Origin of the sequence: Candidatus Leptofilum sp. (assembly GCF_965223285.1) — a bacterium.
In the GTDB taxonomy this organism is placed as follows: domain Bacteria; phylum Chloroflexota; class Anaerolineae; order Promineifilales; family Promineifilaceae; genus Leptofilum.
Map to the genome: position 1 here is coordinate 6,182,179 of NZ_OZ244997.1, position 11,703 is coordinate 6,193,881.

Genomic DNA, 11,703 nt, shown 5'->3' on the forward strand with positions numbered 1-11,703 from the left:
AATTAAGGAATTTGTATTGGCAAACGAAACAAAAGAACCCATCGCGATGATCGCCATTGATGGCCCGGCTGCTTCTGGGAAATCAACCGTTGGGCGATTATTGGCAGAGAAGTTGAACTATTTGTATCTGGATACTGGGTCAATGTACCGGGCGGTCACCTGGGCGGCGTTGCAGGAAGAAATTGATATTGAAGATGAAACGGCCGTTACCCAACTGGCGCACAACATTGAAATTGAGATTTTTCCGGTGCGTGATGGCGAAGCAGACGGCCGTCATTACACGGTGCATGTGGCCGGACAAGACATCACCTGGCAGCTGCGCACTCCCGCCGTAGATGCCAATGTTTCACAAGTATCTAGCTACTTAGGCGTGCGACAGGAGATGGTGGCGCGGCAACGTGCCTTTGGTGAGCGCGGCGCAGTGGTCATGGTAGGCCGCGACATTGGCACCGTCGTCATGCCCGACGCGCCGCTGAAACTGTACATTACCGCCAGTGCCGAGGAACGCGCTCGCCGCCGCACCCGCGACCGCCAGGCACAAGGCCACATCGCCAACTATGATGATATTCTGGCCGACGTCCTGCGCCGCGACCAGATTGACAGCAACCGGGAACACTCTCCCCTGCGTCCCGCTACCGATGCCGTTCTCATCGACAGCACCGCGCAGCCGCCAGCAGCCATTGTAGACACCATTTTGAAAATGATCCGTGAGACCGTGACCAGTAATCAGTAGGTCAGTATTCTGAACTGATTACTGCTTTACCGATGACTGAATACTGGAAGTAAAATGCCTCTTTTTCAGGAAATTGACCTCAGCACCTACGCAGGCGGTCAGGTTGTGGCCGTTGAGCCTGGCAGTGTGGCCGCTGACATTGGCTTGCAAGCCGGGGATGAACTGCTGGCCATCAACGACAATCCGGTAGAAGATGTGATTGACGTGCAGTTTTACGCTGCTGAAGAAGCGATAGCTCTACAAGTACGGCGTGAGGGCGAAATATTGACTTTTGAGGCAGAACGGGCGTACAACCAGTCACTCGGCCTGGAATTTGATCATCCCACTTTTGATACGGACATTCGCCGCTGTAACAATTTGTGCGAATTTTGCTTTGTGCTGCAAATGGCCCCTCGCTTCCGCCGCACACTTTACATAAAAGATGACGATTACCGCTACAGCTTTCTCTTTGGCCATTACGTCACCCTCACCAACCTCAGCGACCACGACTGGTGGCGCATCGAAACGATGCATCTGTCGCCGCTGTACGTCTCGGTCCACGTCACCGATTTGGAAGCCCGTCGCCGCTACCTGCGCAACAAAACTGCGCCGGACATTTTGGAACAAATCCGCTGGCTGGGCGAGCGTGGCATTGAGGTGCATACGCAAATTGTGGTCACGCCAGAAGTGAATGATGGCCACTGGTTAGAACAATCCATCGCCGATTTGGCCGAATTATGGCCAACGGTGCAATCCGTGAGTGTGGTGCCAGTGGGTCTAACCAAGCAACACAAATACCAGATGCGCACCCACACAAAGGCAGAAGCGGCCGTTACCCTTGATTATGTCGAGTCGTTACAGCCCAAATTCCTGGAACAGTTCGGCGTGCGCTTCGTCTACCCCACCGACGAATGGTATCTGGTCACCAATCGCCTCGTGCCAACGCTAGATGCTTACGACGGCCAGGAACTACACGAAAACGGTCTGGGCATGGTGCGCAACTTTTTGGATGAGTGGGAAGAAGTTAAAAGGGAGATTGGAGATTGGAGATTAACCAACGCCGATCAACCTTCAATCTCTAATCTCCAATCTCTTACTTTGGTAACAGGGGCTTTGTTTGCGCCTACTTTGTGGGAAACGGCCGTACAGTTCCAAAATCTCACGGGAGCCAAAGTCACCATTCAGGAAATCAAAAATGAGCGGCTGGGCGGCACCATCACCACCGCCGGGCTGCTTATGGGGGCGGATGTGCTGGCGCAGTTAAAAACGGCCGAACTTGGCGATCTGATCCTGCTGCCCCGCGTCATGTTCGACCACCCCGATCGTATCGCCCTGGACGACCTCTCACCGCAGGACATCACCAACCAGCTAGGCAAACCAGTGGTCCTCGCCGACACAATGGGCGACGTTTGGGACGCACTCATCGGGCACTCCCAAGTCGTCTACCATCCCGGCACGCCCGCCGGCGACAATATCCCCCTCAGGCTCCTCTCCCCCGACGAACTCGACAACAATCAACACTTTTCTTAAATTTTGCCACAGACTTGTACTGGCCAAAGCTCAAGTAGCACACAGACAGCCGAAATCAGTCTGCAGCCAGCAAAGCCACATCCACCACTTCTACCTCAAAGTTGTGGCCAGATGACACCAGGATGATGCTTTCAATAAATCGGGGTGTGCTGCGGCCCTGACGGGCAATTTCTTCCCCTAGATCAATGTCGTAAAAATATTCCTGGCTCAGCGGCACGCGCTCATGCGTATCTTGCACCATCGCGCAGGTGGTACAGCCATCTGGCTGCACGCCAGGGATGGGGTCGCCAACGGCGTAAAAGCCGTGCTGCCAGGTGTTGGAAAAGCCGCTGCCATCGACGTAATTCACCCGCACAAATAGCGGACATTCACTGCCAGCAATGCCGCAAACCTCTAGCGACTGATTGATGATGCGAAACGTCACCAACAGGCGCAACGATTCAATTTCGGCCACGTCCTGGTTCACAGATTGGCGCACCAGCACATCGGCGTGCCCCACGCCTTCACGGATGATATTCAGCCGCGGCTCATCCCCAGCGTCCAGCACGCGTACCTGCCCGGCAGGCTGGTCAGCTCGCTCCACGGTCCAGGGGAACACCGTCCAGCGGTTTAGCTCCTGGCTAAAGTCGCCGTTTATCAACAGGTTACGCTCAGTTTCCAAAGGCCCTTGTGGTGAGGCCCCCGTTGGCACCACGCCACGCTGATTTTCTGCCAACCTCAATGGATTGCTACCATCTACGGCCGTTACGGTGACTTCTCCTGCCTGCACAGCCACCTGCGTTTCATCGTTGTTGACGATGATGGTGTACTGCCCCGGAGTCTGGATGGTGATGTCGCTTTGAGGGCTAACAATCAGTATTTGCGACGGCCGTTCCCCAAAATCGGGCACGGTGAGGCGGATACGGCCGTTGTCCAGCCGAAAACTGAGCATATTTTCCCGATCGCTAACGCCAAAACGCGGGGTGGCTGCTTCTAGCAGCGTCAAATCCGTACTGCTATACACCTGCAAGCGAGCCACCAAATCCTGCACATTGGGTGGATTGACGGCAATGAGTGCCGAGGCGGTGTCGCCCGTCAGCACCCGCTCGCCGGGGGCAATGACCACGCCCCCCTCGCCAGCCAACAGTGCCGTGCGATCCCCGGTGGCATTGTCGATGCCCACCGTTCCCTGGTTGGCCTGCACGAAAATGGCCAACGATTCCGTTAAATTTTGCACCAGTGCATTGGCGGTGATGGGAATGGCGATGGTGATAATCATGCAGACGGTGAAGCTGCCCAGCAAAATCACCCAGGCCATTCGTTGACGCTCTACCTTACTTTTTTCTTCAACCATATCTATCTATGAAAGCACCAAATTTACGCACATTTGCACCAAAATTAGCGTTAATTCGTGTGAATTTGATGCTAACAGCCTGAAATCTCAAAAGCCAACATTTGATAAATTATTGCATGTAGTTAACCGAGAATCTACTGAACTCACCCGTCGCTTCGGTCCATTTTTCATCTACTCGCTGTACTTGGGCAGCGGGGGAGCCTTCGTGCAAAAAAGCAATTAGCTGGCGGAGGGCAGATTCGCGCCCTTCGGCCACCACTTTTACGGTGCGATCCCGTTGGTTGGCCACCCAGCCTGTTAGCCCCAACCGATTGGCGGCGCGGTGGGTGTAATAGCGAAAGGAAACCCCTTGCACGTAGCCATGCACAACGGCCGTTACCTGTTTTTGTGGGTCTAAGTCAGACATTGTTCTCCTCAGGCGAATTATACCCAAGGGTGGCGGGGAAAAGTAGGTGGAGGGGAACGGCCGTAGGGCAATAATCTTATTTGCGGCGACCAGTCGAGGAAATTAGATGTCCATTGTGTTACAAACCCTCTTTCGCTATACTATTTCACATCGTGTTTCATTACATAATCAGGTAAAGACCAATGCCAATAAGCGAAAACCAAGGTCTCAACAACCGTAGACAAGCACCACCATGAGCGGTATAAAGCCATTTTCGGCAAATTGGGAACTATGGCCGAAATGTGCCGGGCTGCTCACAACCTCTATTTAAACACCTGTTGAAATTTTATTTTAGTGAAATGCTACATTTTTTAGGGAGTGAAATATATTGAAGCGTACAACAATATTAGCACTTGAATTTCTAGCAGGATTAGCAGGAAACTTAGTTGCTGGTTGGATTCAACAAGATATTTTTAGTAATGTTTTTTCTTCAAGCCGCGTTATAGGAACAATTGCTGGCGTAGTAATAATGCTGTTGTTGATTACTTGGCTGGAAAAGCCTTGGAAAAGAACTGACCCAAAACGCTCAACGCTCCCAACAGTAAGTCAATTAAATAGTGTTTCTAATAATCTTTTGAGAGAAAACAATGCAAATTTTGACGTTTTCATTTCTCACGCACCTGAAGATAAAGACGATTTAGTACGGCCACTTGCTATTGCGCTTGAAAATAAAGGATATCGGGTCTGGTACGATGAGTTCACATTAAAGATTGGAGATAGCTTGCGAGCTTCAATCGATATGGGTCTTTCACAGTCTAACTACGGTATCGTCGTTTTATCAAAAGCATTTTTCAAGAAAGGTTGGCCTATGGAACAGCTAAACGGTCTATTTGCACGTCAAATGACTGGTAAAAAGGTTATTCTCCCAATTTGGCATCAAATAAATCGTGAGGAAATAATGCGCTTCAGCCCTTTATTGGCAGATAAGTTAGCTATACAGACAAATAGCATGACTATTGAACAAATGGTAGAAAATCTTTCAACAATTATAGATAGCAACTGATATTCAAGATCACTGCTACTTCTTGTAAAATTTTTAAGCAAGAGAAGGATGGACATGAAGTTCAATCACTATAACCTTGGATACCTTAAGCGTGGAACGGTAGTTGAAGTAACTCTTAAAGGTAGCGCAGCAAACGTCCGCCTCATGGATTCTACAAATTTCCAGAGCTACAAATCTCGTCGCAGACACCGATACTTTGGTGGTTTAATTCGCAAGTCACCAGCTCGATTAGTAGTTCCATCAAGCGGTCACTGGCACGTCACAGTTGACATGCAGGGTTTAAAAGGTCAAACACGTTCGGCAGTCCGTATTATTCCAAGGGAGGCGGTATCCCCACTTCCAGAGTATTCTCCGCGTTCTTTGTCGCCTCTAGTGCAAACGCGCTCCTCGGCTGATGAGGGAATTGTTGCGCAGGAAAATGAAGCTCAAGAGATTTATGATGTTTTTATCTCTCATGCAACAGAAGATAAGGATGAAATTGTGCGCCCTCTGGCAAATGCCTTATTGGAAGTGGGATTACGAATTTGGTACGATGAATTTGAGTTACGAATAGGCGATAGTCTTCGCCGCAAGATTGATGCAGGCTTATCTAAAAGCAGGTTTGGGATTGTCGTTCTGTCACATGCCTTCTTTTCAAAAAACTGGTCACAATATGAATTGGATGGACTTGTTACACGAGAAATGACAGGTGAGCAGGTAATTCTACCACTATGGCATCGGGTAACTAAAAGTGAGGTGATTTCATACAGTCCTTCTCTTGCTGATAAAGTAGCAAGAAGCACAGCCGATTTTACGATTGAAGAAATTGCGCAAGAAATTGCCAATGTTATCAATGATGCAAATTAGAAATGGAAAAAAGAAACAGTTTCTTATTTTCTCGGCTCGTCTCAGTTGACAATTAATGAACATGGAACGGGATCTGTCCTTATTGAGATTTTTACTATGTGGGATGTCTTTATAAGTCACGCATCTGAAGATAAAGAAGCTATTGCTCGACCTCTGGCAATGGCACTTTCAGATGCTGGGTTGAAAGTGTGGTTTGACGAATTTACTCTCTCAGTTGGCGATAGTTTACGATCAATGATTGACTATGGCTTGAGTAATTCAAGATTTGGGGTTGTTGTCCTAAGTCCGGCATTCTTTAGCAAAGAAAAGGTGTGGACAAAACGGGAACTAGCAGGTTTGTTAAGTCGTGATGGCTCCCAAAAGGTGCTTCTCCCAGTCTGGTACAATATAAGTGTAGAAGAAGTCAGACAATTCTCTCCAATATTGGCAGATCGGTTAGCCATTAATGCATCGAGTGGCATTCCTCAACTCGCTAAAGAATTGCTTCGAGCTATGAACATCCCCTTCACAGGAGAGAAGGATGATGTCACTGGTATGTGGTTTGGTTCATCTGGTCGGCTACGATTATTCAGAGTTGGAGGCCTTATCGAAGGCGATTATGATTGGAATGGTCATGATTGGAAAGCACATCTTAGTGGACACTTTGAGGATGGAAAACTGATGTTTGAGTGGTGGTGGGATTTAACACAAGAACGAGGTGCCGGTTTTTTTAACTTAAAAAAAGATCGGCTAATTGGAGCATGGTGGCTGGGTCAAGAACCAGATGGAAGTCGAGTTGTGCGAAGTGCAAGAAACCAGGTTCGCCACTCATGGGGTTTTGTAAGGATAACCAACGATACATTTCCTACTATTAAAGGGCAATAAATGGGAAATCATAGTGAAAATGCTGCCTAACAGGGCATAGAATGGACGCTTCGCGCCGCTCAGGCAAGCGTTAGGCAGCATTATCTTTTGTCTCTACGAGAATGATTCCCCATTAATTCTTTAAATATCAATTTTGGGCAATTTAGCCTTTTCGCGAAGGAGGTGGCCGGGAAGGCCGGGACCTTGGTAGATGAGACTGGTGTAGAGCTGTACGAGGCTGGCTCCGGCGTCTAGCTTGGCCTGTACGTCAACGGCTGTGCGAATGCCGCCCACGCCAATGATGGGCAATTTCCCGCTCGTCTGCCGCCAAATGTGTTGAATAATCTCGGTGCTTTGCTGGCACACAGGAAGGCCGCTTAGCCCGCCCGTCTCATTTTGTTTGGGGGAGCACAAGCCGTCGCGGCGAATGGTGGTGTTGGTGGCGATGATGGCGTCGATTTTGTGGTTTTGAACGGCCGTTAAAATTTCATCTAGCTCATCCAAAGTCAAATCCGGGGCAATTTTCACAAATAACGGCCGTTTCCCAATCTTATGCGCCTCCGCCAATGTTTCATTCTCCGCCGCCAGCGTCCCCAGCAGCTGACCCAAATAATCCCCGCCCTGCAATTCCCGCAGCCCCGGCGTGTTCGGGGAGCTAATGTTTACTGCCAAATAATCGGCAAATGGATAGACCGCCTGCATCACCGTGATGTAGTCGCTAGCCGCTTCCGCCAGCGGCGTCTCCTTTTGCTTGCCCAGGCTCACACCCAGGATGAAATCGTGTGGCTTTTCTGCCAATTTTCGCAAGCGAGGCAATGCCGCCTGCACGCCGCCGTTGGGGAAGCCCATCCGGTTGATAATCGCCCCATCTTCTGGTAAGCGAAAGATGCGCGGGCGGGGATTACCCACCTGCGGGCGCGGTGTCAGCGTGCCAACCTCAATATGCCCAAAGCCAAGCGCAGCCAAACCCGGCACCACGCGCACGTCCTTGTCGAAGCCGGCGGCCATGCCCAGCACGTTGGGGAAAGTTAACCCCGCGAATTCAACTGGGTTCTTGGGTAGATGGCCAGCGATTTTTTTGAGGAACGGCCGTCCCATCCCACCCTGAGCCAAAGCCAACAAAGAAAGCGTCCGCTCATGCACCGTTTCGGCATCCATGCGCCGCAAAATCGGGAACACAAATCGCTGATAAAAATTAGCCAAACCGAAAACTCTCCACGTCAGCTTGAAGTGCCTGTTTCACATCAGGGGGCACTTTGTTCCAGGGCATATCATGCAATGCGCCATAAAGTGCATAGAGCAAATTGAGGCTGGCGGGGTAGCCTTGCGCTTTTAGCAAGCAGTAAGCTGGCACAATCCCCATTTCTTCTAAATCTTGGCGGCTGTGTACGCTAATCTCTGCCAACCACTTGGTAGATTTTGGCCCAAGATTTAACAACGATTCCATTTCCGAACTTGCCATTGCCCCTCACAAAAAAGCCATCCCGCTGTGGAGATGGCCTATATCCAACTTAATCATCGTTTAGCTGCAAAACAGCCATAAACGCTTCCTGTGGCACTTCCACCGTGCCAATCATCTTCATGCGTTTCTTGCCTTTCTTTTGTTTCTCCAGCAATTTGCGCTTTCGGCTAATATCACCACCGTAACATTTAGCCAAAACATCCTTGCGCATCGCTTTTACCGTGGCGCGACTAATGACACGCTTGCCGGTTGCCGCCTGAATTGGCACCTCAAACATCTGGCGCGGGATTTTCTTCTTCAAAGCGGTCACTAGCTTCTGTCCCCGATGGTATGCCATTTCTCGATGCACAATCATCGCCAGCGCATCCACCGGCTGTTTGTTCACCAATACTTCCAGCTTCACCAAATCAGAGGCACGGTACCCAGCCGCCTCATAATCCATCGAGGCGTAGCCGCGCGTACCACTCTTGAGCTTGTCATAGAAGTCAATGATGATTTCTGCCAATGGGATGTCGAATTTAAGTACCACGCGGCCCGGCGCAGGATATTCTTGCCCCACAAATTCACCCCGCCGCTTAATGACCAAATCCATCACCACCCCATAATATTCATCTGGCGTGAAGATTTGCACATGCATCCACGGCTCACGAATCTCTTCAATTTGCCCTTCGTCAGGCAGTTCAGCGGGGCTATCCACGATGATCTCTTCACCCGTGTGCGCCATCTTCACTTCATAACGTACGCTGGGCGCAGTGGCTACCAGATCCAGATCATATTCGCGCTCTAATCGCTCTTGAATGATTTCCATATGGAACAGCCCTAAAAAGCCGCAACGAAACCCAAAATTGAGGGCATCAGATGTTTCTTGTTCGTACACTAAGGCGGCGTCGTTCAGTTGCAGCCGCTCTAATGCTTCTTTCAAGAGGGCGTAATCTTCCCCTTCGGTGGGATAAAACCCAGCAAACACCATGGGCTTGACTGCCTGATAACCGGGCCAGGGGGATTCGGCCGTGCGATCCCGCAGTGTAATCGTGTCGCCAACGCGGCATTCCCGCACCGTTTTAAGGCCAGTGGCAATGTAGCCCACTTCACCCGCAGAGAGTGAATCTACTGGCTTCATGGCTGGGGCGAAAACGCCAATTTCGATGGGCTCAACCGTCACGTCGTTGGACATCATCTGAATCCAGGTGCGCTTGTTTAGCTTACCTTCAAAAACCCGCACATAGGCAATCACACCTTTGTAAGAATCGTAATGGGAGTCGAAAACCAACGCCCGTAGCGGTGCCTCGGTGTCGATTGTGGGCGGCGGCACGCGCTCAACCACAGCCTCCAGCACTTGTTGGATGTTGGTCCCCGTTTTGGCACTAATTGGAATCACGTCTTCTGCTGGTAAGCCAATGATATTTTCGATCTCTTCGGCCACATCTTCGGGCATTGCTGCTGGAAGATCAATTTTGTTAACTACGGGGATAATTTCCAGATCAGATTCAAGTGCCAGGTAAAGGTTGGCCAACGTTTGGGCCTCGATGCCTTGTGTGGCATCTACAACCAGCAAAGCTCCCTCACAGCCTTGCAAGGCGCGGCTGACTTCATAACCAAAATCGACGTGGCCGGGGGTGTCGATGAGGTTCATGATGTATTCCTGGCCATCTTTAGCGGTGTAGGTCATGCGCACGGCCGAGGCCTTGATTGTTACGCCTTTTTCCCGCTCAAGATCCATGCTGTCGAGCACTTGCTCTTGCATTTCACGTTCGGTGAGGGTGCCGGTTTCTTGCAGCAAGCGGTCGGCCAAGGTTGATTTCCCATGATCAATATGGGCAATGATACAAAAGTTGCGAATGTTGCTCTGTGTCATATGTGCAAGTGGCCGTCGTCAAATAAATTAGCGGAATGATGCGGACGGCTTAAAGTAAGCGGCCACTTTATCCGGAAAGTTCTTGTTGGCCGCTTACTAAGTATATCAAAACGGCGTATTTGCGGTAGAATAGCTAAAAGTTTTGCGAGGTTTTATATGAGTCCACATGATGAAACGGCCGATCCGCTGCAACCACACAGCCATGAGCCAAATCCTGCCCCGCCAACAGATGATCCAAATTTTAAGTTGATATTGGGAAACGGCCGTTCCCAAACCATCACCGTACAAGATCTACAGCAGCTCCCGGTAACCTCCGTATCAAACTGTTTCATCGTTTCGACCGGACACGGCACGTCTGGCCCATTTACCTTTACTGGCACCACCCTTCTGGATTTTGTGACCCACTTTTACCAGGAAAGCTGGTCTGAGCTAGAAGTTGTGAGTGCCGATGGTTTCGGCAATCGCGTTTTCGTTCAGGAACTGCATCAGCCAGACCCGGCTGGTCCTATCTTGCTGGCGTATGAGATGAACGGTGAGGCTCTTACCCGTGAACAAGGGCTGGTACGCATGATTGTACCCAGCGAAAAAGATGATGCGCTGCGGCAGGTGAAGTGGGTGGGACGTGTGAAGATGGTGGGTGAGAAACGGCCGTAAAAAAAGCCCTGGCAAAGTTACCAAGGCTTCTCATACTTCCAATTAAAACAAACAGCTAAGATGCGTAAACAAATCGCTCAGTTAAGGACTTCACGAAATCTTCAAGCCCCTGCTCACCTCGCTTTTGTAACGTCAGCCGATCCGAGCAAACCTGCTTGACATCTTTAGCCAAATGTTTGTTGCTATTCGTTACCGCAACACGGCCACAACCGGTATTAAACTCCATCAGCAAGGATTTCACCCGAGCATCCCGGCGCAAAACATCGCCATTCCGCCCACCGGAGGGCAAAATCAACAGGCAGTCATCCCCGGAAGGATCAAAAGGTTTATCGGCCAGAGCATAATCTGCTTTCAAGCCAACACCTTGCCGACTGTAAACTAGTTTGTCAAACAAGCTCACACTTTTTATAGACAACCCGGCCTGACGGAAATTGTGCAAGAAGTAGATGACCTCTAATTCGTCAAATCCATCCCCAATAAGAATATAACTTTGTGATCGTTTCTTTTTGCCGTTTCGATAAGGTAAAGACATCATGCTCCTCGTGTTGCCAACAACTCACAAGGTCGTGGCTACCATGTTAAATAGAGGATTCTCAAAAATATTTTGGGTTAAATCCCCCCAGTGCAGACACCACCGCTACCGACGCAATACCGCATCATAGATGCGCCTGCTAATTCGATTCCCCCAGCTTGGGCAACGGCCGAAAACACAATGAAAGTGAGTAAGGCAAGAACGACCATCACGAGAATTACAAAAGCTAGCTTATTTTGTTCAATTACAGAAAACATGGAAACCTCCTCTCCAAAAAAGTTGTGATAAGCTAAATAAAGAATCACTTATTCATACCAAAGCGAATCCAAGCCAACGTTATCAGTCATTAAGCACAATTGGCTACAAAATAGCTTCAATATGACTTCAACCCCCCTGCAAAAAAACGCTTAAAGTGTGTAAGATAGCAAGTAAACGTGTGGAAATTGAGAGATAAAGTCTAAAATAGGAAACCTTTTAGGGAATATAGT

At 49.7% G+C, this 11,703-nt stretch carries 13 protein-coding genes; 6 read left to right on the plus strand and 7 right to left on the minus strand.

What is annotated here, in order from left to right; translation table 11 throughout:
• The first annotated feature begins 16 nt into the window (after window positions 1-16).
• Both cmk and ACOQPU_RS27680 read left to right on the plus strand, forming a co-directional pair.
• Window positions 17-733 carry a (d)CMP kinase gene (cmk, locus tag ACOQPU_RS27675; RefSeq protein WP_420643060.1) on the plus strand — a complete coding sequence of 239 codons (717 nt, stop codon included), beginning with the start codon at window positions 17-19 and terminating at the stop codon, window positions 731-733.
• Between the two features lie 54 nt (window positions 734-787).
• Window positions 788-2,242 carry a DUF512 domain-containing protein gene (locus tag ACOQPU_RS27680; RefSeq protein WP_420643061.1) on the plus strand — a complete coding sequence of 485 codons (1,455 nt, stop codon included), beginning with the start codon at window positions 788-790 and terminating at the stop codon, window positions 2,240-2,242.
• Window positions 2,243-2,297: 55 nt separating this feature from the next.
• Here ACOQPU_RS27680 and ACOQPU_RS27685 read toward each other — a convergent pair whose 3' ends face one another.
• Together ACOQPU_RS27685 and ACOQPU_RS27690 are read right to left on the minus strand one after the other, a co-directional pair.
• Window positions 2,298-3,575: a hypothetical protein gene (locus tag ACOQPU_RS27685; RefSeq protein ID WP_420643062.1), complete on the minus strand. Its 1,278-nt coding sequence runs from the start codon at window positions 3,573-3,575 to the stop codon at window positions 2,298-2,300.
• 109 nt (window positions 3,576-3,684) lie between these two features.
• Window positions 3,685-3,981 carry an acylphosphatase gene (locus ACOQPU_RS27690; protein WP_420643063.1) on the minus strand — a complete coding sequence of 99 codons (297 nt, stop codon included), beginning with the start codon at window positions 3,979-3,981 and terminating at the stop codon, window positions 3,685-3,687.
• A 367-nt stretch (window positions 3,982-4,348) separates the two neighbouring features.
• Between ACOQPU_RS27690 and ACOQPU_RS27695 the strand changes: the two genes are divergently transcribed.
• The 3 genes from ACOQPU_RS27695 (at window position 4,349) to ACOQPU_RS27705 (ending at window position 6,733) form a co-directional block, all read left to right on the plus strand.
• Complete coding sequence (locus tag ACOQPU_RS27695; protein WP_420643064.1) at window positions 4,349-5,023, plus strand: toll/interleukin-1 receptor domain-containing protein; 675 nt, start codon at window positions 4,349-4,351, stop codon at window positions 5,021-5,023.
• Window positions 5,024-5,077: 54 nt separating this feature from the next.
• Window positions 5,078-5,869, plus strand: a complete 792-nt coding sequence (locus ACOQPU_RS27700; protein ID WP_420645879.1) for a DUF1883 domain-containing protein — start codon at window positions 5,078-5,080, stop codon at window positions 5,867-5,869.
• Between the two features lie 96 nt (window positions 5,870-5,965).
• Window positions 5,966-6,733, plus strand: coding sequence for a toll/interleukin-1 receptor domain-containing protein (locus ACOQPU_RS27705; RefSeq protein ID WP_420643065.1), 768 nt, complete (start codon window positions 5,966-5,968; stop codon window positions 6,731-6,733).
• 120 nt (window positions 6,734-6,853) lie between these two features.
• On the opposite strand, the gene ACOQPU_RS27710 is transcribed toward ACOQPU_RS27705, so the two are convergent.
• The 3 genes from ACOQPU_RS27710 to lepA form a co-directional block, all read right to left on the minus strand.
• On the minus strand, window positions 6,854-7,915 hold the full coding sequence (locus ACOQPU_RS27710; protein ID WP_420643066.1) for a quinone-dependent dihydroorotate dehydrogenase: 1,062 nt from the start codon (window positions 7,913-7,915) through the stop codon (window positions 6,854-6,856).
• Window positions 7,908-8,159: a TfoX/Sxy family protein gene (locus ACOQPU_RS27715; protein ID WP_420643067.1), complete on the minus strand. Its 252-nt coding sequence runs from the start codon at window positions 8,157-8,159 to the stop codon at window positions 7,908-7,910. The genes ACOQPU_RS27710 and ACOQPU_RS27715 overlap by 8 nt, the downstream gene beginning before the upstream one ends.
• A 64-nt stretch (window positions 8,160-8,223) precedes the next feature.
• Window positions 8,224-10,029, minus strand: coding sequence for a translation elongation factor 4 (gene lepA, locus ACOQPU_RS27720; protein WP_420643068.1), 1,806 nt, complete (start codon window positions 10,027-10,029; stop codon window positions 8,224-8,226).
• Between the two features lie 156 nt (window positions 10,030-10,185).
• Here lepA and ACOQPU_RS27725 point away from each other — a divergent pair, with 156 nt between their 5' ends.
• Entirely contained in the window at window positions 10,186-10,683 is a 498-nt protein-coding gene (locus tag ACOQPU_RS27725; RefSeq protein ID WP_420643069.1) for a molybdopterin-dependent oxidoreductase, read from the plus strand.
• Between the two features lie 55 nt (window positions 10,684-10,738).
• On the opposite strand, the gene ACOQPU_RS27730 is transcribed toward ACOQPU_RS27725, so the two are convergent.
• Together ACOQPU_RS27730 and ACOQPU_RS27735 are read right to left on the minus strand one after the other, a co-directional pair.
• The gene (locus ACOQPU_RS27730) at window positions 10,739-11,218 is read right to left on the minus strand and encodes a DJ-1/PfpI family protein (protein WP_420643070.1); all 480 of its coding nucleotides are present in this window, start codon (window positions 11,216-11,218) and stop codon (window positions 10,739-10,741) included.
• Between the two features lie 74 nt (window positions 11,219-11,292).
• Entirely contained in the window at window positions 11,293-11,472 is a 180-nt protein-coding gene (locus tag ACOQPU_RS27735) for a hypothetical protein (RefSeq protein ID WP_420643071.1), read from the minus strand.
• Between the last annotated feature and the right edge of the window lie 231 nt (window positions 11,473-11,703).

What these genes read in the sequence shown, in the direction of transcription:
- ACOQPU_RS27715 (WP_420643067.1), bottom strand. Translation starts at nt 8,159, where the DNA reads ATGGAATCGTTGTTAAATCTTGGGCCAAAATCTACCAAGTGGTTGGCA.
- ACOQPU_RS27705 (WP_420643065.1), top strand. Translation starts at nt 5,966, where the DNA reads ATGTGGGATGTCTTTATAAGTCACGCATCTGAAGATAAAGAAGCTATT.
- lepA (WP_420643068.1), bottom strand. Translation starts at nt 10,029, where the DNA reads ATGACACAGAGCAACATTCGCAACTTTTGTATCATTGCCCATATTGAT.
- ACOQPU_RS27680 (WP_420643061.1), top strand. Translation starts at nt 788, where the DNA reads ATGCCTCTTTTTCAGGAAATTGACCTCAGCACCTACGCAGGCGGTCAG.
- ACOQPU_RS27730 (WP_420643070.1), bottom strand. Translation starts at nt 11,218, where the DNA reads ATGATGTCTTTACCTTATCGAAACGGCAAAAAGAAACGATCACAAAGT.
- ACOQPU_RS27685 (WP_420643062.1), bottom strand. Translation starts at nt 3,575, where the DNA reads ATGGTTGAAGAAAAAAGTAAGGTAGAGCGTCAACGAATGGCCTGGGTG.
- ACOQPU_RS27735 (WP_420643071.1), bottom strand. Translation starts at nt 11,472, where the DNA reads ATGTTTTCTGTAATTGAACAAAATAAGCTAGCTTTTGTAATTCTCGTG.
- ACOQPU_RS27690 (WP_420643063.1), bottom strand. Translation starts at nt 3,981, where the DNA reads ATGTCTGACTTAGACCCACAAAAACAGGTAACGGCCGTTGTGCATGGC.
- ACOQPU_RS27725 (WP_420643069.1), top strand. Translation starts at nt 10,186, where the DNA reads ATGAGTCCACATGATGAAACGGCCGATCCGCTGCAACCACACAGCCAT.
- ACOQPU_RS27700 (WP_420645879.1), top strand. Translation starts at nt 5,078, where the DNA reads ATGAAGTTCAATCACTATAACCTTGGATACCTTAAGCGTGGAACGGTA.